This window comes from Thalassotalea marina (genome assembly GCF_014656435.1).
GTDB lineage: Bacteria > Pseudomonadota > Gammaproteobacteria > Enterobacterales > Alteromonadaceae > Thalassotalea_C > Thalassotalea_C marina.
Genome location: NZ_BNCK01000010.1, coordinates 148,870 through 170,581, shown reverse-complemented (window position 1 = coordinate 170,581; position 21,712 = coordinate 148,870). Strand labels below are relative to the sequence as shown.

19 protein-coding genes are annotated in these 21,712 nt (G+C 39.6%); 10 read left to right on the top strand and 9 right to left on the bottom strand.

What is annotated here, in order from left to right:
• Positions 1-338: 338 nt before the first annotated feature.
• Entirely contained in the window at positions 339-2,678 is a 2,340-nt protein-coding gene (gene mrcB / locus IE199_RS19175; protein WP_189773911.1) for a penicillin-binding protein 1B, read from the bottom strand.
• Positions 2,679-2,687: 9 nt separating this feature from the next.
• Positions 2,688-3,746 (bottom strand): CNNM domain-containing protein, encoded by a 1,059-nt coding sequence (locus IE199_RS19170; RefSeq protein ID WP_189773909.1) that lies wholly within the window; start codon positions 3,744-3,746, stop codon positions 2,688-2,690.
• A gap of 187 nt (positions 3,747-3,933) precedes the next feature.
• On the opposite strand from IE199_RS19170, the gene IE199_RS19165 reads away from it, so the two are divergent.
• The gene (locus tag IE199_RS19165) at positions 3,934-5,316 is read left to right on the top strand and encodes a S41 family peptidase (protein ID WP_189773901.1); all 1,383 of its coding nucleotides are present in this window, start codon (positions 3,934-3,936) and stop codon (positions 5,314-5,316) included.
• Between the two features lie 145 nt (positions 5,317-5,461).
• Here IE199_RS19165 and hrpB read toward each other — a convergent pair whose 3' ends face one another.
• Positions 5,462-7,960: an ATP-dependent helicase HrpB gene (gene hrpB / locus IE199_RS19160; protein WP_189773898.1), complete on the bottom strand. Its 2,499-nt coding sequence runs from the start codon at positions 7,958-7,960 to the stop codon at positions 5,462-5,464.
• 143 nt (positions 7,961-8,103) lie between these two features.
• Between hrpB and thpR the strand changes: the two genes are divergently transcribed.
• Positions 8,104-8,628, top strand: coding sequence for an RNA 2',3'-cyclic phosphodiesterase (gene thpR, locus IE199_RS19155; RefSeq protein WP_189773896.1), 525 nt, complete (start codon positions 8,104-8,106; stop codon positions 8,626-8,628).
• 112 nt (positions 8,629-8,740) lie between these two features.
• Entirely contained in the window at positions 8,741-9,157 is a 417-nt protein-coding gene (locus IE199_RS19150) for a hypothetical protein (protein ID WP_189773894.1), read from the top strand.
• A gap of 43 nt (positions 9,158-9,200) precedes the next feature.
• Here the strand turns inward: IE199_RS19150 and pepB are convergent, their stop codons facing one another.
• A complete protein-coding gene (gene pepB / locus IE199_RS19145; protein WP_189773893.1) occupies positions 9,201-10,493 on the bottom strand; it encodes an aminopeptidase PepB in 1,293 nt (430 codons plus the stop codon).
• A gap of 166 nt (positions 10,494-10,659) precedes the next feature.
• Between pepB and sfsA the strand changes: the two genes are divergently transcribed.
• From sfsA to panC, 7 genes are all read left to right on the top strand, one after another.
• The gene (gene sfsA / locus IE199_RS19140; protein WP_189773891.1) at positions 10,660-11,382 is read left to right on the top strand and encodes a DNA/RNA nuclease SfsA; all 723 of its coding nucleotides are present in this window, start codon (positions 10,660-10,662) and stop codon (positions 11,380-11,382) included.
• Positions 11,383-11,662: 280 nt separating this feature from the next.
• On the top strand, positions 11,663-12,103 hold the full coding sequence (dksA, locus tag IE199_RS19135) for an RNA polymerase-binding protein DksA (protein WP_189773890.1): 441 nt from the start codon (positions 11,663-11,665) through the stop codon (positions 12,101-12,103).
• A 12-nt stretch (positions 12,104-12,115) separates the two neighbouring features.
• On the top strand, positions 12,116-13,015 hold the full coding sequence (gene gluQRS, locus IE199_RS19130) for a tRNA glutamyl-Q(34) synthetase GluQRS (protein ID WP_189773888.1): 900 nt from the start codon (positions 12,116-12,118) through the stop codon (positions 13,013-13,015).
• A gap of 127 nt (positions 13,016-13,142) precedes the next feature.
• The gene (gene pcnB, locus IE199_RS19125) at positions 13,143-14,528 is read left to right on the top strand and encodes a polynucleotide adenylyltransferase PcnB (protein WP_189773886.1); all 1,386 of its coding nucleotides are present in this window, start codon (positions 13,143-13,145) and stop codon (positions 14,526-14,528) included.
• A 4-nt stretch (positions 14,529-14,532) separates the two neighbouring features.
• Positions 14,533-15,024, top strand: coding sequence for a 2-amino-4-hydroxy-6-hydroxymethyldihydropteridine diphosphokinase (gene folK / locus IE199_RS19120; RefSeq protein ID WP_189773884.1), 492 nt, complete (start codon positions 14,533-14,535; stop codon positions 15,022-15,024).
• A 69-nt stretch (positions 15,025-15,093) separates the two neighbouring features.
• Positions 15,094-15,888, top strand: coding sequence for a 3-methyl-2-oxobutanoate hydroxymethyltransferase (gene panB / locus IE199_RS19115; protein WP_189773882.1), 795 nt, complete (start codon positions 15,094-15,096; stop codon positions 15,886-15,888).
• 8 nt (positions 15,889-15,896) lie between these two features.
• Positions 15,897-16,742 (top strand): pantoate--beta-alanine ligase, encoded by an 846-nt coding sequence (gene panC, locus IE199_RS19110; RefSeq protein WP_189773880.1) that lies wholly within the window; start codon positions 15,897-15,899, stop codon positions 16,740-16,742.
• Between the two features lie 81 nt (positions 16,743-16,823).
• Here the strand turns inward: panC and IE199_RS22125 are convergent, their stop codons facing one another.
• The 5 genes from IE199_RS22125 to IE199_RS19090 all read right to left on the bottom strand — a co-directional run bounded on the left by IE199_RS22125 (position 16,824) and on the right by IE199_RS19090 (position 21,598).
• Complete coding sequence (locus tag IE199_RS22125; protein ID WP_268245336.1) at positions 16,824-16,949, bottom strand: hypothetical protein; 126 nt, start codon at positions 16,947-16,949, stop codon at positions 16,824-16,826.
• 185 nt (positions 16,950-17,134) lie between these two features.
• Positions 17,135-18,769: a pyridoxal-dependent aspartate 1-decarboxylase PanP gene (gene panP / locus IE199_RS19105; protein ID WP_189773878.1), complete on the bottom strand. Its 1,635-nt coding sequence runs from the start codon at positions 18,767-18,769 to the stop codon at positions 17,135-17,137.
• Positions 18,770-19,210: 441 nt separating this feature from the next.
• A complete protein-coding gene (trmB, locus tag IE199_RS19100) occupies positions 19,211-19,894 on the bottom strand; it encodes a tRNA (guanine(46)-N(7))-methyltransferase TrmB (RefSeq protein ID WP_189773876.1) in 684 nt (227 codons plus the stop codon).
• Complete coding sequence (locus tag IE199_RS19095; protein ID WP_189773874.1) at positions 19,894-20,667, bottom strand: ABC transporter permease; 774 nt, start codon at positions 20,665-20,667, stop codon at positions 19,894-19,896. The genes trmB and IE199_RS19095 overlap by 1 nt, the downstream gene beginning before the upstream one ends.
• Before the next feature lies 1 nt (position 20,668).
• Entirely contained in the window at positions 20,669-21,598 is a 930-nt protein-coding gene (locus IE199_RS19090; protein WP_189773872.1) for an ABC transporter ATP-binding protein, read from the bottom strand.
• Positions 21,599-21,712: the final 114 nt, after the last annotated feature.

Below are 21,712 nucleotides of genomic sequence, written 5' to 3'. Positions count from 1 at the left end.
AATTCTTCTTGCTTACCTAATGATAGCCAAAGCATTGATTCTTTTTTAAACAAATAAACTTAGCGATAAAAAATTTTTCCGATCATAAAGAAAAGCCCTGTTTTTTACAAGGATTTATCCCTTTAAAAACGGAGTAAAAGTGAAAAAGATGTCAAATTGTTTCAAATAAAAAAAACACTGGTTTTGAATAACAAATTATTCACTTATTACGATGATATTTTGTACAAATATAGCTGACGATAATCTAATTATCGAAATGACGAACAAAAGTTCGTTATTTTGTTGGATCCTTTGTATTGAAAAACTGCATAAACACAGATAAAGCTCAGTAATTTTGGCTAATCAGAGCCAAATATTCGTTCTAACCAAGATTTTTTCTTTTTCGCTGGTTGCGGCTCAGAGCAAGAGTATTGCATTGCTAACCCTCGATTAACTGCAGGTAACATCACATTACCTTCACAATCAACTGCCATTGGATAACCGGTTTTTGCTTCAAAGGCAATCTCATCAACGCCGTCTGGTGGTGTTGACAACTTACTGACAGCACCTAACGAATTCATAAAGTCGGCATACAACACCAATGCACCTGAGCTTCCCGTTAGTTTTGTCGGTTGGTTATCATCGTAGCCAATCCAGGTTGTTACTAGATATTGATCATCGTACCCGACATACCAACTATCTCTTTGATCATTAGTTGTACCGGTTTTACCAGCGACGGTTTTGCCTTTTAAACGCCAAGTTAGTGACTTTGCCGTACCTTCTTTTGCAACTTTTGTTAAGGCATAATCAAGTAAATAACTCGCCTGCTCAGAGAAGTACTGTACATTTTCAGGCATATGTTCATAAACCGTTTCGCCCTGAGCAGAAATAATTTTATTCACTGTATGACCATAAACGCCATAGCCATTATTCACCATAGGTAAGTAAAACTGGTTCACTTCAACAGGCGACATATTAATCGCACCTAATAACATGGAAGGTCTTAGCGTGATATCGTGTTGATAGCCCAATAAATGCATAACCTGAGCGACATTTTCAAGCCCAAGCGCCATGCCCAAATTAACCGTTGGGATATTAAGAGATTTAACAAGGCTATCTTGTAACGATGCTTTACCAGAAAACTTACCATCATAGTTTTTTGGTTGCCAAACATCACCGTTATCGGCCTTAAAGGTTATCGCTTTATCATCTAACATGGTTGCTAACTGATAAGTTTGGTAGCGCTCTAACGCAGACACAAATATTGCCGGTTTAATGAGTGAACCAATAGGTCTAGATGCATTAACCGCTCGGTTGAAACCTGCATAACCTTTTTGTTTTCCCCCAATCACACCAACTATCGCACCAGTATTTTTTTCACTGACCACCATAGCCGTTTCAAGATCATGTTCCGCCGTGCCTGCAAGCTTTTCTAATGAAGTCTCGGCAACATTTTCCATTGTAGTTTGAGTGTATAGAGAAAATTCGGTAAAAACTCGAATGCCTGAATGTTGATCTTGTGGCGACAGTAATTCGCTCAGCTCTTTTTTAACTAACTGTAGGTAGTGTGGAAATTTTTGACTTTTTGTGCGTAATTTTCTTGATGATCGCACCGACAACGAAGAGTTTACCGCCGTTAAGTATTCATCTTTTGAAATGTATTCGTGATCAAACATTAGCTTAAGTACCAGATCACGACGACGTTTAACTCGCTCTTCGTAACGCCAAGGATCGTAATAACTAGGACCTTTAATGACACCAACAAGGGTAGCCATTTGTTCGTTACTTAACTGCGCAATGTTTTTACCAAAGTAAAACTCAGCCGCTAACCCAAAACCATAAATACCATTGGCATAATGTTGGCCTAGGTACACTTCGTTAATATAGGCTTCTAGTAGCTGGTCTTTGCTATAGCGATACTCAAGCAGCAATGCCATGATGGCTTCATTCACTTTACGCCAGATGGTTTTATCTCGTGTTAAGTACATATTTTTAACGAGTTGTTGCGTTAAAGTACTGCCACCTTGAACAGTGCGGCCCGCTTTGATATTGCTATAAAGCGCACGAGCTATACCAAGAGGCGAGACGCCATGGTGAAAATAAAAATCTCTATCTTCTACAACCAATAAAGTATCAAGTAATTTTTCAGGTACCGATTGCAGTGGTACTAATACTCTATCTTCTTTACTCTCTGGAACAATCCGATCGATCAGGTACGGCTCCAATTCAACCGCGTCTGTTGGTTGCTCATCAATATACAACTTGCTAACAAACTGTTGTTCTTGTCCCTGATTAACGTCGATCATTATTTTTTCTGGGTATTCTACTCCAGAGCCAAAATCGAAAGCTCGACGAAAAATAATGATACGTGATTTTGATAATGCAAACTGCCCAGGGTTGCTCACTTTAGTCACACGTTTATAACCCATTAAGGTCAATTCACGTTTCAAGTGGCTTAAATTAATTGGGCTATTTGGATAGAAGCGATGGACTTTGCCGTAGACTTGTACTGGGATTTTCCAGCGTTGACCCTCAAATTTTTCAACAACTCTTGCATCCAAATAGAGGGTATAAAATGCAATAACTAATAGCCCCAACAAGCTTAGTTTAAACATAAACCAAACAAATCGACGTAATTTGCTTTTTTGCGGGGCTACTGGATTTTTGTTATTTGTAGATTTGCCTTTAGAAACTACCACAGCTAGCCTTTACTCGTCGTAATCTGCTGATATTTTATTGTTGGTAGATTTCAATCGTTGCCTAAACTTTGCTTTAGCCAACATTTGCATATCTTCAACTTGGTCACTTTCATCCATGATTTCACGTCCTAAGAAAGTTTCTATGGCGTCTTCTAAGGTGACAATACCTGCGGTTTGTCCAAAGTGATCTTCCACTAAAAATATGTGTTCTTGTCGTTTGATAAATACATCAAGCAACGGCAAAACCGGCAAACTTTCTGAAATACTGTGAATAGCTTGTTTCACCTCACTGAGCTGCACATCACCCTTACCTTGTCGTTCCAACTCATAGAGCTGACCTTTGATAATAACCCCAACAATGCTGTCGATAGAGCCAGCAAATACAGGTATTCTGGTAAAGTTAGCGGTTTGAGGGGCAGACAAAGCCTCAGAAACCGTCATAGTTTCGTCTAGCGCGTGCACAACACTGCGTGGTGTAAGAATGTCTTCTGCTTTGACATCTCTTAAGGTCAAAATATTTTCAACCAACTGATTTTCTTGCCTAAAAAGTGAACCGCCCTTGTGGCCAAGTGCAGCAAACGCTCTGATCTCATCACGTGATACTACATCAAGCTTATCTTTACTAAACATGCGAGTCAGCAGTGATGAAAACCACACTAACGGATAAACGATTTTAACTAAAAAGTTAATGATGTATGCAGATGGTATCGCCAAATTACGCCAAAATTTTGCGCCAATAGTTTTAGGGATGATTTCTGAAAAATATAAAATGGCCAGTGTTAACAAGAACGCAATCAGGGTTTCTTTTTCTTCACCAAACACTCGAATGGCTTGTGCACCAACACCAGCAGCCCCCATAGTGTGAGCAAATGTGTTCAAGATAAGAATACTTGAAATAGATTTATCAATATTTTCTTTTACTTGGCGAAGTACTTTACCGCCAATTGGTTTTTCTGCTTGAGTTTTTTCTACAAAACTTGGCGTTACTGATAGTAGTACCGCTTCAAGCACAGAACATAAAAATGAAACTCCAATTGCTATGGCCAAATAGGTAAAGAGCAAAGTCATAAAATATAGATGAATGAATTAAAATTAAAGGGTTATTGTAAACTAGCTGTATTGCTTTTCATATGGCTGGGAAATTAATTATTTGTTTATCACAAATTAATACTAAAAAAATTTTCTAAAAAACAAACTATTAATCAAGGTACTTCGTCTTAACCATTGTCTAAATTAAAATGGAAAGTAAAAAAGTATGTTTTTTAGAATAATGGTCGCCGGCTTTTGTGCACTGCTCATGTTGCCTAGTCTTAAAGTATCGGCTGACTCAGAGTTAATTGATATGGATAAAGTTGTATCAGTCGCAGATTTACATGCTGACTTATACGCACTGGTAGAAGGTTACTATTCTTTACATCCCGCGCCACATCATAATCTTGACGCCATTGAGTTAAATAACACGGTTAAGAAAATTAAAAGTCAGTTGACTAAACCGATGACCGTGAAGGAAGCATGGCGATTGTTTTCTCTAATCAACCCAGTGTTACACGACGGGCACGCTGGAATTGCAATTCCGAGACGGAAGTCGCTCATAGAAAAGGAATTATCACAAGGGAAGCGAGTTTTCCCGCTGCATGTATATTTGGATCTGAATAATCGATTATTTCTTAGAAAAGATTTTCATGGCTCCTCATTTTTGCCAAGTGGTATTGAAATACTTTCCATCAATGGCAAAACATCAAAAGAAATCATCAAAGAAATGTTGTTGCGCAGATCGGGAGACAATGTGGAGCAACAAAGAGAACTAATATCACGTTGGTTTTCAGAGGAGTATTGGTCAAACTTCGATGCCGCTCCCAACTATGAAATTGAATATCTAGAAAACGACATTCGTCACACGGTAAATATCCAAGGAAGTGACACTCTTATGGATAAGAAGCTGTCACAGCGATCATTCGACAGTTTGTATAGCTACAAATTATTAAATGATTCAACTGGGTATATTCGTGTTGAGACCATGAATAAAAAGTTTTTCAAAGAGTTTCTTGCTATGACAGAAACGGCTTTTGAATATTTCAAAAAACAAAACGTTAGCGACTTGGTCATTGACATTAGCGACAATGGTGGTGGTGGCAACAGTATGTGGCAAAAGGGAATTATGCCTTACATAGCTCATACTCCTTATCGTTATAGTTCAGCATATAAAGCGAGAGTTACCAAAGAGATTGCAAGTGCAGACGATGTTATTGGAATGAGAGTTTCTGGCGATATTGAGATGACAGAACCAGATTTGACCAACCCACTAAAGTTTAAAGGTAACGTTTATATTCTAGTCGGAAGTATGACCTATTCGTCAGCAATTCACTTTGCGATTGCAGTACAAGATCATGGTATTGGTTCTATTATTGGTACACCAACTGCTGGTCGTTCTGGTACAACTGGTCTTGTCACTGATATCAAACTAAAAGCGACGGGATTGGACGCTTACGCACCAGTCGTTTTGTACAGTCGTCCAAGTAACAAAAATAATATGCTTTCGGTACAACCTGATATCTTTATTCCTTTTGATGCTATTCATTCTTATGATCTTGATAAGATGTTTGCAAATAAAGCGATCTGTTTATTGGCCAACGACTAAGCTAACATTAATGTAAACGGCAAGAAGCAGGCAATTTACCTGCTTCTAAATAGACTGTGGCTAACTTATTGTAAGGGTTTGATTTAACTAGAGGGTTCACTAGAGTTAAGTTCAAATAACGCCTGCACGCTAATTTACAAACATATTACCGAGGTTTTCTAGGTGGCGAGTTTGCTGGATCGTCTGGCCAGTAGTGCTTGGGATACCTAGACTTCATATCTTTTTGCACTTGGGCATAACTTCCACACCAAAAACCAGCCAAGTCTTTAGTCACTTGTACTGGGCGCTGCGCCGGTGACAACATTTCTAAGGTTAACAATATCGGAGCTTGTTGCTCCCCGACACTAGGCCCTACGGAACAGCCGTATAACTCATGAACGGGCAAAGAAACAATAGGATGCTGTTCATCAGAATAGTTAATAGGACACTTTCTGCCTGTAGCACCACGATAACTTACCGGTGCAGCTTGATCTAATTGTTGTTGTTGCGCATAACTGAGCAGTGTTAACAAGGCTTGGCTTAAATCAATACTATCTAGCGTCTTTTTCGACGTTGCACCCAGTAAAAATGGTGCCAGCCATTGTTCCAACGAAGCTAAAAGCTTTTCTTCACAAACATCAGGAAAGTCCAATTGATTTTGCCAGCGGTTAAGCCAACGCCAACGTGCCAATAGCTGTTTGTCTTTCTCTTGCCAGTTGAGCCAATGTATCCCTTGTTGACGAATAGTTGTTAGCCACATTTCGCTAAGTTGTGCATCGTTTAAAGCGATTTTGATTGGTTTGTCGGAAACAACAATAGCGCCAAGACTTGTTATTGCCTTACTGGTAATAGCTTGTTTTATCTCATCATAATTAACTAATAACTTTTCTTCTAAAGTTACTACCTGCCAATCAATCAGCTGTTCAAGCTCCACTGTAGCAACTAACCTTGCTTTAAGTATTGTGCGTTGTTTGCTGACGTGTGCAGCAACAAGCCATTCGTGATCTAGTATAGGATCGTCATTTGAAATACTCAGTCCTTTACCACTCGCCGTTAAATATTCGGCTTGATTTTTACGCTTTTTAGCAACTCGCTCTGGATATGCAAAAGCAAGTAAAACACCGGTGTGTTCAACTCGAATTTGAGTAATTTTTATCTGGCGATCAAACATGCCTGCCAGCTTTTCAGCTTGTTTGGTGATTTGTTGATATCGGCCTTGGTGCCAATTTTTAAGCAACACGTGAAGACGCATGACTAAATCGCTGTTATCACGTGCTTGCTCGACAGAAAATATATCTTTAGCCTCCAATAATGAAGTGACAACACAAGCGAGCTCAACAAGGCCTTCTACTTGCTGGCTTTGTTCTAATTGTTCTGCCGCTAAAATCATATGGGCAAAGCGAGGATGGCAAGGTATTGTAGCGCCGCGTTCACCTTGAACAGTCAAACGTTGGTTGTCATCAACCATCTTTAATTCATGGAGTGTTTGCCAAGCCTGTTGCTCTATCATTTCTTTTGGTAAATCAATAAATGGCATTTCACTTAATGAACTCACACCCCACCTGGCGGCTTCAAGTACAATTGGTACAACATCTGATTGCTCTATCGCCAAGCCGTTGTGCTGAGTCGCTCGTTCAAAAAGCGCTTCACTGTATAAACGGATGCATGTGCCTGGTGCAGTTCTTCCTGCCCTTCCCGCTCGCTGTATAGCTGATGACTTACTGATTTGACGTTGCACTAGTTTATTGGCCAAGATACCTTCATCATAAACAGCAATATTTTCTAGTCCCGAATCAATGACTAAATTAATGCCATCAATAGTCAAACTAGTTTCAGCAATATTTGTTGCTAATACCAGTTTACGTTGTCCAACTTCAGGTGCTTTTATCGCAGCCATTTGTTGATCAATAGACAAGTAGCCAAACAAACTAAATACGTCAATTGCTTGCTGTTCAAGGGCTTGATGTAAAAATCGAATATCATTGCTGCTGGGTAAAAATACCAAGATTGAAGAATCAGTTTCATTTATTTGCTGCTTTATTACCTGCAGCGCGTGATCTCGCCAGCGATTCATATTATTTGCTGGTGAATAACTCACTTCTACCGGAAAACTGCGTCCTTCACTGAATAAGTAGTAGGCGTCAGGAATAGCCTGCTGTAGCTGTGAAATTGATAAAGTGGCAGACATGATAACTAAGGTTAAGTCATCACGTAATCCTTGTTGGATATCTCGTGCCAAGGCATAGGCCAAATCAGTTTGCAGTGACCGTTCGTGAAATTCATCCAAGATAACTATAGAAGTCCCTAGCAATTCAGGGTCTTCTTGCATCATTCTAACCAACACTCCTTCTGTAACTACTTCAAGTTGAGTGTGACTACTTACTTTTGCTTCATTTCTGATTCGATAACCGACACGTTGCCCAACCCCCTCTCCTAACTGTTCAGCTAGGTATTGCGCAATATTTTTAACCGCAACTCTGCGCGGCTGTAGCAAATATACTTTGCCTGACAATCCTGTACCTTTTTCCAATAACCACAGTGGTAATCGCGTGGACTTGCCAGCTCCTGGCTGTGCACTGACCAGCAAAGTAGCATGCGACTTTATCGCTGCTAAAAATTCTTTTTTAAGGGAATCTATTGGTAGAAATTGTTCAGGTGAAGACACTGGCAGTTGCTCGATATAGTAGATTATCGTATTGAGATTATTAAACTGCCTTATGGTACCGTAATGACAAATCTAAAAACATAATCTTAACTGGATTATTATAATGAATACGTTTCTTTTTTAATCACTAACAACCAAACGATATGAAACGATTATTTTTTGCTCTTGATCTTAAAACTGACGACAAACAGGCTATCGCCCTGTGGCGAGATAAACACCCTATAACAGCCAAACCAGTGCAACCTGAGAATTTTCATATTACGTTGGCTTTTTTAGGGCAGGTGACTAGCAATATTGAAAAAGCACTGATAAACCATCTAAGTCAAATCAATAAACCTAAAATAGCCACAGAATTTGTATTAAAAATAACGAAGTTAGCGCACTTTAAAAAACCACAAGTACTCTACTTAGGCTTTGATCACTTTCCAGATGAGCTAAAGTCATTAGCAAAAGCGTTACGTCAACTTGCCATAGCTCACGATATTAAACAAGAAACTCGTCACTATTTACCCCATATAACAATCTTTCGTAAGGTCAAAACACTGCCGCAATTCAATTTGCCTGCACAATTAATTAATGTCAGTTCCTTTAGTCTGTACCATTCAGAATCAACAGAAGCTGGTGTGCAATATCACCCATTAGTAAGCTGGCCAATATGCAAGTTATAACCACTTGTTTCAATTGACAATAAATATTTGCATGTCACAAAAAATCTGCTTACTTGGCAAAAGCAAACGAAATTGCTATCAATATTGTCCCAGTTAGCAGCAGAGAGCAGACATGAAATTAGCGCAGCAAGGTGATTATCAAATTGAACGTGAAGGCAATATTTTGGTTGTTGATGCCCATGGGCCATTTAGTGAAGAAACTTCTCAACAATATGTTGCCCAAATGTATAAAGCCTGCGATGAATTTAACGGAGAGCCTTGGGGGTTACTCATCACCTTTTATGGTAAAACAGTGTTTACGCCCGATATTGAACAGGCTTTAATTGAGGTGACGAAATACAGAATGGAAAGAGGCATGATCGCCAACGCCAGCGTTATTATCAATAGCACTTCGGCAGATATTCAGCAAATGCAACTACGTAGAGTATATCAATCTTGTAAGTTAACCTTTCATGTTTTTAGTGATATCGTCAGCGCCAAACGTTGGTTGGTTAATTTTGTTAATGAGCAATCTCCAAAACGAGCTTAATAATTTAAGTTTCTCGCCCGAGATTGCTCATGTTTAACTTTATTTATTTCAATAACAATTGTGCAATTGTCGCAATACCCGTGCCAGTAGCACCTGCAGCCCACAAACTATTACTTGAACCGTTATAAGCTGCAGCTAAATCAAAATGTAGCCAGCCTTTGCCTTGCTCAGGCACAAAACGTGATAAGAAACCTGCTGCGTTACTTGCACCACCTGCTCCACCACCTTTTACCGTTCTACTATTCGCAGTATCGGCAAATGCAGAGGGACATTTGTCTTGATGCCAAGGCTCTAATGGCAACTGCCATAAAGGTTCATTGACCATTGTTGCCGCATTTTTTGCTTGCTCCGCCGCATTATCATCTAATGAGAACATTGCCGTGTAATCACCACCCGTCGCCAATACAGCGGCACCAGTTAAGGTGGCGGCATCGATGATCATTTCAGGGTTTGATTCACCCGCAAGTAATAAGCCATCCGCTAAAACAAGTCTGCCTTCTGCATCAGTGTTTGCCACTTCGCAGCTTATGCCATTTTTATAGTGAATAATGTCACTAACACGGTAAGCATGACCACTTATCATATTTTCAGCATTACAGAGGATCAGCTTTACTCGCTTATTGAGGCCCTGTTTAATGGCAAGAGCCAAGGCTCCAGAAACTGTTGAAGCGCCTCCCATATCTGACTTCATGTCAAACATGCCTTCACTAGGTTTTATGCTGTAACCACCTGTATCAAAAGTAATGCCTTTACCTACAAGACAAGCAAACACGTCTGCATCATCTTTTTGGCTTGGGTTATAATCAATTTCTACTAAGCAAGGTGCTCTATCGCTCCCCTTACCCACATTGTAGACGCCCATCCAGCCTTGCTCTGCTAACTCTTCACCTTGAATAATACGAGCAGTGATATGTGACGGAGCTACAGAAGTTAAATAGTCAATTACCGTTTGCGCTAATACCTGAGGTGACTGTGTACCAGCATCTTGGTTAGTCAATGAACGCGCCCAGGCGAATACTTGTAGTTTATTGTTTAATCGCTCAACACAAGCCTCGTCACCAGTAAAACTAACACTTTCAAGCGACTTTATTGTGGTAAAACCTAAAGCAAAAGACCATTGTAATACTTCAGACCATGCATCGCCGGTTAGCACAGCATGCTGAACTCCCATAGATTGAATAGTGCGAGCAGCGCTTTGTACAGCACGGCTCATAAATGGCGTATCTGCGGGTAAATATAAATATACCTGTCCATCGACTAACTGAATTTTCTGAGATTGCTGCCAGTCGTTGGCTAAACTTTCATGAGTCAAAATAACGTTAACAGAATTTGTCACTATGATTCTTCTTTTCTTGGGAAATGGTGCCCTTATTCTATGCGATCAATAAATTTTTTTCCCAAGTTTATAAATACGTTGTCAAAGCATGTTCTTCATCAGCGAAAGAAATTTTTTTTGTTACTTGGTACTATGGCACGGCCAATTTCGCGATAAGAATTACCCTATGGAATTAGAAGTACAATCTGCTAGTTTGATTAAGCGTTATAAAAGATTTCTCGCTGACATTACTTTAGACGACGGAACAGTGACAACCATTCATTGTGCTAATACAGGTGCAATGACAGGCTGTGCAGTACCTGGAGACACAGTGTTATTTAGCACATCAGACAATAAAAAGCGTAAATACCCGTGTAGCTGGGAAATAACCAAGACGAAAAACAAACACTATATATGTGTCAATACCATCAGAGCTAACCAACTTATTGAAGAAGCTCTGATCAAAAACGTCATTTCTAGCGTAGCTAACCACAGTAACTTGAAACGCGAGGTAAAATATGGCGAAGAAAACAGCAAAGCTGACTTTTATTTAACAGATAACAACGGAACAGACACATACATAGAAGTAAAAAGTGTCACCTTGCTGGAAGATGGACATGGCTTTTTTCCTGATGCCAAAACCTTAAGAGGCCAAAAACACCTCAGAGAGTTAACCGAAATAGTAAATTCGGGAAAACGTGCAATACTTTTATTTGCAGTTTTGCATTCAGGCATCAATGAAGTTTCAGCAGCGGCTCATATTGATCCAGAATATGCAGTACTACTAAACAAAGCTCATCAAGCTGGCGTTGAAATATATGCTTATAAAGGGAAGTTTGAGGCACAATCGAATCAAGTAAATGTCACCATTTCACATCAAATTCCCGTCAAATTAAGCAATCATGATTGAACTTTGATACAAAACAATTGCCAACAAAAGATTGACGAAAGGTTGTAAAACTTGCTAAAAAAGTTAGCTTGCTAATGGGCGAGGTGAATAATTTCACTAACACCTCACTTAAGTTATTGTAATTTAATACAAATTAAAAATATTTGGATAGTTTTCTTGAAAAACATCCTGCGCAACACAATATAGTCCTGATATTTCAGGTCTAATTAAAATTGGCACATGCAATCAAATAAGCATCTCGTTGTTGTTGTTTGATCTAGTTAGCATTAGGAGAATTAGCATGCCAAACAATAAAGCTTTAGGTATTTTAGCGTTAGCTGGTGTAGAGCCATATAAAGAAAAACCTAATGAAGAATACATGAATGCTGAGCAACTTGAGCATTTTAAGAAAATACTAGAAGCTTGGCGCAATCAGCTTCGTCAAGAGGTTGACCGTACCGTTTCTCATATGAAAGATGAAGCGGCAAACTTTCCAGATCCAGTGGATCGTGCAGCACAAGAAGAAGAGTTCAGCTTAGAGCTTCGTACTCGTGACCGCGAAAGAAAACTGATCAAGAAGATTGAAAAAACATTACAACTTATCGAAGAAGATGAGTTTGGTTTCTGTAAATCATGTGGTATTGAGATTGGCATCCGTCGTTTAGAAGCTCGCCCAACAGCTGACCTTTGCATTGAGTGCAAAACGTTAGCGGAGATCAAAGAACGACAAATGGCAGGTTAATCCTCCACTTGCATGATTGATATTGCAATACAACGACCACCTGTATCCTACCGTGGTCGTTTTGCTCCTTCACCTTCGGGTTTATTACATTTCGGTTCGTTGATCACAGCGCTCGCCAGTTATCTTGATGCCAAAAGCCAATCAGGCGAATGGCTAGTTCGTATTGAAGACATAGATCCACCTCGAGAAATGGAAGGTGCAAGTCAACTTATTCTCGATACACTGTTTGACTTTGGTTTACATTGGGATGGTGACGTTGTTTATCAAAGCCAACAAACTAAACAATACCAAGATGTGCTAAATCAACTGTTAGCATCAAACAGTGCCTACACCTGTCAGTGTACACGAGCACAAATTAAAGCGCTCGGGGGCATTTATCAAGGCCATTGCAGAGACCTTAATTTACCGTTTATAAACAGTGCCCTGAGAGTAAAAAATTTATTAAAAATAAATCAGTTCAATGACTTGATTCAAGGTACTAGCAGCGGTGATAAAAATTTAGCAGCTGAGGATTTTATTGTTCTTAGGCGAGACGGGTTATTTGCCTATCAACTTGCTGTAGTAATAGATGACATTGCACAGGGTATTACACATGTCATAAGAGGTTGCGATTTACTGGAGCCTACCGTACGCCAACTCACTTTCATTCAACAATTAGGCTATCAAGTACCTCAATATGGCCACGTGCCACTGGCAGTAACTGATCAAGGCTATAAACTGAGCAAACAAAACAAGGCACCAGCGGTTGATAGAAAAAATCCACAAAAAGCCCTGTTTAGTGCACTGCAATTTCTCGGTCAGCAGCCGCCAAAGTCTCTAGTTTTAAGTTCACTTGAAGAGTTACTAACATGGGCGGTTTCACACTGGGATATTAACAAAGTGCCCAAACAACAAGAGATCATGATCGTTTAATTATTAGCTTAATGCTTTTTTTTCGTTCTCTTTTGTATGCCACTGTTATATGATCCCGCCGTTAGTTTTCGTATTGAGGTTAGGTACTATTAAAAAGGTTATCAATTTGTGTAAAAAGGTTTTTGCTATGTCAACTTCCCCCAAAGGCCAGCAAGCTGTTACGCAACCAGAAGGTCCACAAATTATTCCCAGAGACCAACACCCAGTCTCGCGAAACTTAATCAGTGCTAATGCACTTAAAGTGCTGTATCGCTTAAACAAGGCAGGCTTCGACGCATATCTTGTTGGTGGTGGCGTACGTGATATTTTATTAGGTCTAACACCAAAAGATTTTGATATTGCAACTAATGCAACCCCTGAGCAAATTAAAAGCCTATTCCGCAATTGCCGCCTCATTGGCCGCCGCTTTCGTTTAGCTCATATCGTATTTGGTCGAGATATTATTGAAGTTGCAACATTTAGAGGTCACCACGACTCAGCACCTAAAAAGTTGCAAAACTGCAACAAAACATCAAAACAAAATGACCAAGGCATGTTATTACGAGATAACATCTACGGCTCAATTGACGAAGATGCAGAAAGACGTGATTTTACCATTAACGCACTTTACTATTCGATTGCTGACTTTAAAGTATATGACTTTGCCAACGGTATCGAAGATATAGAACAACGACAAGTGCGTTTGATAGGCGATCCTGAAACTCGTTATCGCGAAGATCCTGTGCGCATGTTAAGAGCGATTCGCTTCGCTACTAAATTAGACATGTTAATTCATCCAGATACCGAAGCACCAATTAAGCCTCTTGCTTCTTTGTTGGAAAGTATTCCTCCTGCTCGTTTATTCGAAGAGTTTTTAAAGCTTTTCTTATCTGGAAAAGCGAGTGAAAACTTTAACGCATTAAGAGAATATGGCTTGTTTGGCTATTTCTTCCCGCAAGTAGAAAGCGACCTAAAGGCAGGTCAATATCCGCACATGCAGGCGTTTATCAACCAAGCGCTTAGCAACACTGATGACAGAATCAACAATGAAAAACGTGTCACACCTGCATTTTTGTTTGCGGTATTTTTATGGTATCCACTACAGCAAAAAATTCGCGAATTTCATGACTCAACAAGCCTAACACCACAAGATGCATTTTTTGCAGCTTATGGTGAAATAATGGGAAAACAGCAACAAAGTATTGCCATTCCTAAACGTTTCCAATCAGTGATCAAAGACATTTGGATCCTACAAGAAAAATTAGTTCGCCGAGAAGGGAAACGTGCATTCAAAACCTTCGAACATCCCAAATTTAGAGCTGGATACGACTTTTTGTTGTTAAGGTCACAAATCGAAAATAAAGATAGCCCAGCATTGGTTGAGTTAGCATCCTGGTGGACAGACTTTCAAAATCAGGGATATGAAACGCAACAGCAAATGGTTAAAACGGCTGCGAGACCTAAAGGTGGAGCAAGGCGTTCACCGCGCAAGCGCAGAAAACCAAGAATTAACAATAGTAACCAAAACGGGTAGAACCATGGCGAGAGCTTATATTGGTATTGGCAGTAATTTGTCTGATCCAGCAAAACAAGTACAACTAGCTGTCGACACCCTAAAAAATATTGAATTTACTAAGCTCATCTCTGTGTCTTCATTGTATGCCAGCAAACCTATGGGGCCACAAGACCAACCCGACTACATGAACGCGGTTGCCGAATTAGAAACGACACTTGAAGCAGAAGAGCTATTAGATCAGTTGCAAAAAATTGAGCTTAATGCTGGACGAGTTCGCAAAGGAGATCGTTGGGGCGCACGTATCTTAGATCTCGATATATTGTTATTTGATATGCAAAGCATCAATACCGAACGTTTAGTGGTACCTCACTACGGTATGAAAGAACGCGAATTTGTCTTACTTCCACTAGCAGAGATCGCTCCTACACTTATCCTGCCCTGTGGTAGCAGCGTTGCCACACTGGCACAGTCGATAAATACTAACGAACTAAAAATTCATAGCGAGTTAGCGTAATTTCGCTACAATAGAGCTAATTTTTAACGTAATACTACGTGAATTAAACACCAATTTGGAAACTTTCTTATGGGAAAAGTCACGACCGCTACCTTGCAAAAAATGAAACAGCAAGGCGAGAAAATTGCCACCATTACCGCCTACGATGCAAGTTTCGCCAAACTATTTGATCAAGCGGGTATTCATGCCATTTTGATCGGTGATTCATTAGGCATGGTGCTACAAGGACAAGATGATACCTTGCCTGTTAGCATCGAACATATGGCATACCATACACAGTGCGTAAAACGAGGTGTTGAAAACACCCTTATCATCAGTGATATGCCTTTTATGAGTTATGCCACCAAAGAACAAGCGTTCGACAATGCCGCAAAACTAATGCAAGCAGGTGCTAGCATGGTCAAAATTGAAGGCGGTTTATGGTTAGCTGATACCATTGCTGGTTTAGTGGAACGTGGTATTCCAGTATGTGCACATTTAGGTTTAACGCCACAATCCGTCAATGTCTTTGGCGGTTTTAAAGTACAAGGTCGTGACCAGGACAAAGCTCAAGAAATGATTGAGCATGCCAAAGCACTTGAAGCGGCAGGCGCTCAACTATTGGTACTAGAATGTATTCCAGCATCACTTGGCAAAGCCATTTCAGAGGCAATAAATATCCCAACGATTGGCATCGGCGCTGGTAAAGATACAGACGGTCAAATATTGGTCATGCATGATGCTCTTGGAATTTCATGTAGCTACATGCCGAAATTCTCACGAAACTTTTTGATTGATACCGGCGATATTAAAAAAGCTATTGAACTGTATATCGACGAAGTGGCTGCGGGCAACTTCCCGGGCGATGAACATATATTTAAATAAGGTAAAGCATGCAAACCGTCAGTGATATCCAAGCATTAAGAGAGCAAATTAGCCAATGGCGTCAGCAGGGCCTCAAAATAGGTTTTGTACCAACAATGGGCAACTTACATGCAGGTCATATATCTTTAATTGCTGAAGCCAAGAAGCGCGCTGATAAAGTTGTCGCTAGTATCTTTGTCAATCCTATGCAGTTTGGCGTAAACGAAGACATTGATAGTTACCCTCGTACCTTGGCAGACGATCAGCAAAAGCTAATGGCCGAAGGTACCGATTTGCTATTTACTCCAACACCAGACATAATTTATCCAAAAGGGTTAGATAAACAAACCTTTGTTGAGGTACCTCAAGTATCTGAAGGGTATTGTGGTGAAAGTCGACCGGGTCATTTCAGAGGTGTTGCGACCATAGTCTGTAAACTATTTAATCTTGTGCAACCTGATCTTGCTTGTTTTGGTTTAAAAGATTACCAACAAGTACAAGTGATTCAAACCATGGTAGAAGATCTGTCAATGCCTGTTGAGATTGTGCCAGTTGAAACAATCCGCGAAGCTAGTGGTTTAGCGCTTAGCTCAAGAAATGGCTACTTAACGGAACAAGAATTAGAAATAGCTCCAGTACTTAATCAAAATATTCGTTGGTTAGCGGAGCAAATTCAAACTAGTACTGACTTCATTGGTCTAGCAAAAAGAGCAGCTGATGCCATAAACGCACAAGGCTTGAAGACTGACTACATTCATATCTGTCACGCTAAAACACTACAACCAGCAAGTGAAGATGATCATGAGCTGGTCATTTTAGCGGCGGCACATTGTGGTAAAGCTCGTTTGATCGACAACATGCAAGTTTTCAAGTAGCTTTTAAAAGTCATACCGTAAAAAAGCCGTACATTAGTTAAAATGTACGGCTTTTTATTATTTGTTCATTACAAAATTAAGTTATTCGTATGAGCGCTCAAGCCACATAATTTGGCTCTTTAAGTCTTCAATTTCCTTTTGAGCATCTAGTAATTGCTGCTCGATCGAATTTTCTTCAAGTTGTTGCTCATCTTTTAATTCCGGCATTTTGCTGTCCTCATTATGCATAACATCGCCCTCATAAATGTAACTCATAATGAATTATTACACATGAACTTTCATTATGTAAGCATAACGAAACATTTAGCTTTCATGACGAAAGCTAAATGTGTAAATATTATTCAACAACAACTTATAAAATCTTTAAAATTCAGTGGGTAATATCAGCGTAATTACTGCTGTACTAACTTAAATAATTTGGGCAGGAAACGTTGGCTTTCAAGTGCCAACTCAGCTTGCTCTGATAATACATCTTGCAAAATATCATCAGAGGTTAAAGGATTTGCTAACACAACACGAAAGACAAGTGTTTTACGTCCTTGGTATTTCTCAACCTCAATACGGGTACGAGAAACAAACGACTTACCATTTTCACGTTGGCGCTTTTGAATATACTTAGTTAACTTATCGAGTAGTTTATTTACTTCTAACTGTTTGTCAGCAGTTAATTTATCGATGCCTTGCTGAATCTTTGCAGGATTGTAACGATAGGTCAGCAAACATAGCTCAGGCTTTGAAATTAACTCAAAATCTGGATGGGCCTCAATAATATCAGCAAAGTACTTGGCCTTATCAATGCTCTGATTAATCAGTAACTCATAGCCCGGACGGCTGATAATGTGCAAACTAGCATATACCAACATTGCCATGCCAGGGCGAGAGCCCTCTAAGGTATGAGATCCTAAATCTTTTGAACCCTTACGTAAAATGTATTCAGCATGATGTTCAATTGATGCAACCGACGCTGGGTTTTTAAAAACCACCAGTCCAGCGCCCATTGGCACATACATTTGTTTGTGGGCATCAATGGTGACGGAGTCTGCTAACTCGATACCAGCTAACAAGTTCCGGTGTTTATTTGATAAAAGTGTTGCTCCACCCCATGCTGCATCAACATGAAAATGACAGTCATAGTGTTTTGCTATTGCAGCCATTTCAGTTAGCGGGTCAATATTGCCGGTTTCTGTTGTTCCTGCAACGCCAACAATACTCATAACACGAATATTCTTAGCACTTAATTCTTCACATTTGGCTTTAAGGGCAACGCAATCAATCTTGTTATGCTGATCAGTTGGAATAGCGATAACACTGTCTTGGCCAATGCCTAAGACATCAGCTGCTTTTTTCAGTGAATAATGACCACGTTTAGAAACAAGAATGGCAACACCATCATATTGATAGTGTTTTAAGGCAGCGTACAAGCCTTGTCGCGCAACACCTTTAAACTCACCTTCTGGCTTTAACAAGTTATTGCGCGCAACCCAAAGTGCCGTGATATTTGCAACAGTACCGCCAGAGCAAAACGCTCCTAAGGAATGATCTGCGCTGTGCATCCACTGCTGATAAAAATCATCTTGGTAGCCATAAACCAAGCGATGCATCATACCTAAAACCTGACGCTCAAGTGGCGTGAAAGCTTTTGATGTCTCAATTTTAACTAAATTTTGATTTAGTCCTACCATCAATTTAGATAGTGGTAACAAAAAGTAAGGTAAAGCTGAAGTCATATGCCCAATAAAGCTGGGACTTGAGGTATGAACAGACTGCGCAACAAGTTTGTCTAACAAATGATGCATATGATCAGATACAAACGATGGATCTTCAGGGATTTGTGAACAGGCGAAGTCTTTTTCTATTTCGGAAAGTGCAATTTCTTTTGCAGCGATATGATCGCCCAAAAAACCCGCAAGGTTTTGCGAGATCTCTTGTTCAATGCGACCTAAGGTTGAGTCAGGCGCCTCTGGAATGGTGAAAATACGATGTAACGACTCTTGAGTCGCTTTTGCCGCACGTTTACTTGTAGCCATATATTGCACTAGTAGTTAATTTGTTAATGCTTAGGTTAAATGACAGTTTCAAAAACCAATAAGATTGTAAACTGGTATAAGTGCGGCACTTTAATAAAATTTGATGTAAATGTCTTGCTTTTTTCGCGCATCTAACGCGATATTTGCCATTGCGATCACATTAATGTAGCTAAATAGACGATACCAAGCTCAACGATTGCTAAGCTACTTAACGCCATCATCAATACATTTTTTTTGATATTGTTAGTCATTTTTAATTCCCTACAATTTGCTTAACTGTAGTCAACAATAATCAAAGTGCACGCCAACTTTTTAAACAGCTGATTTAAAAGAACTTTTACCACAACCCAGTAAAAACCCAAGCTCTTTGTAGTGTGTAAAAAAGCGAAATTTGGTCAATATGACTAACAAATTTTTATCTTTTTCACACTTTACCTGTTATCAAACAATCTCTAATTGCCAACACTGTTGGCCACTAGCTTGATACTTAGCCTCAAAAGGAGTCAATGGTAACTGATCTTTAACAGCGGTTAATGTGCCCTTTCTACCCGCGAGCTCCGCCGCTAATAAAAACTCCTCTAAATACAACTTCCAGTTGCTTCGCAAGGTGATGGTTTCACCAATACTAATAATTTCCGGAAATACTGCACTGCCATGCCAACGTCGTTGCACATGTTTAGATTTAGGCCATGGATTTGGGTATAAGATATAGTGTTTTTTGATCAACCAGTCTTGCTGCTCAATAAGGCGATAGAGGTCATTGAGATCTGCCCTTACCAACATAAAGTTATCGATATCGCTGGTCTCTGTTTTTTCCGTTAGTTCTTGATCATTTTTACCTAAGCGATGTGCAGATTTATCAACACCAATAACTAGCGCATCTGGGTTACGTTTAGCGAGTAACCGAGTGCTTTGACCAACGCCACAACATGAATCAAGGATAATATCTCCCTGGTGTTGAGCCACACGGTTTGCCACTTGTTCAAAAGCAGCTAAGGTATGCTCTTGATAAGGCTTGCGAGATCTATGTGCCAGATGTTTTTTGACAATCTCTTCGAGTTTATCATGCACACCCATTTGATTACTGACGATCGCTTTTGAATCGCCCTGCATATCATTATTCATTAACTACGTAACCCAATACCTTTGGTGATTAAATACATAGCAATAGCATATAGGGTGACGATAAACGCGCCTAGTACGCTAAAAGCTAATGTTAAACTCACATCACTAATACCCAAGAAGCCATAGCGGAAAGCGTTAACCATATAAACGATAGGGTTAAGTTGAGACACTCCCTGCCAAAATTCAGGTAATAAACTAATAGAATAGAACACACCACCCAAGTAAGTTAGTGGTGTTAATACAAATGTTGGAATAATAGAAATATCATCAAAGCTGCCCGCATACACAGCGTTGATTAATCCTCCCAATGAAAAAGTTGCTGATGTAAGAGCTACCGTTAAGATGATCACCCAAATATTGTAAATTTGAATATCGGTAAAAAACATGGCGATAATTGTCACGATTAAGCCAACAAGAATACCTCGGGCCATACCTCCACCGACATACCCAGCCACAATGACCCAATTTGGTACAGGCGCCACTAACATTTCTTCAACGTTACGTTGCCATTTAGCACTAAAAAATGATGAGGCAACGTTAGAATAAGAATTAGTAATAACACTCATCATGATTAATCCAGGCACAATAAAGGCCATGTAATCAAAGCCCCCCATTTTACCAATGCGTGAACCAATAAGAGAGCCAAAAATAACAAAATATAAACTTATGGTAATTGCAGGTGGCACCAATGTTTGCACCCAAATACGCATAAAACGATGGGTTTCTTTATGTAAAATACTTTTTAATGCAATCATGTTACGAGCAGACGACATATTACTTTTCTCCCTCTTGTTCACCAGAGCCAACCAAGCTGACAAAAAGCTCTTCAAGGCGGTTACTTTTATTTCGCATGCTTTGCACATCGATATTTTGTTCACTTAACTGTTGAAACACATCATTGATGCGTTGCGACTTTCTTACATCGACTTCCAAGGTATGATCATCAATAACTCGTGAGCAAAAACCTTGAATTTGAGGGGCTGGGCTGCCAGCTTTTAAATCCAGTACAAAGGTTTCCATATCTAGCTTAGCTAAAAGCGACTTCATATCAGTGTTTTCCACAATAACACCAGAATCAATAATGGCGATATTACGGCACAACATTTCCGCTTCTTCTAAATAGTGTGTGGTTAAGATAATGGTTATGCCTTGTTTATTAAGCTCTCGCAAAAACTCCCACATTGAGCGTCGTAATTCAATATCAACACCGGCTGTAGGTTCATCGAGGATCAGTATTTGTGGCTCATGCATCAAGGCTCGAGCTATCATTAAACGCCTTTTCATGCCACCAGATAACATACGAGCAGCATTATCGCGTTTATCCCACAAATCGAGTTGTTTAAGATATTTTTCAGCACGCTGATGAGCGGTAGCTCGCTCAACGCCGTAATAACCAGCTTGATTCACTAAAATTTTAGTAAGTGACTCAAATTGATTAAAGTTAAACTCTTGCGGTACTAAGCCAATATGGCTTTTAGCGGTTTCTAAATCACTGTCAATGTCATAGCCAAATACTTTGACCTGACCTTCAGATTTATTCACTAAGGAGGTAATAATACCTATCGTGGTTGATTTACCCGCTCCATTTGGGCCAAGTAACGCAAAAAAATCACCTTGGTTTACACTAAGGTCGATACCCTTCAATGCCTGAAAGCCACCTTTATACGTTTTTTTTAAGCCGGTAATGTCTAGTGCTTTACTCATGATGATTTGAATTTAAAGAAAATGTCATCTATAGATGCGGCAATAAACAACAAAATTCAAGCGTTTTAACAAAATTTTATTCACCTTGATATCGCGTTATTCCATCGCAAATGA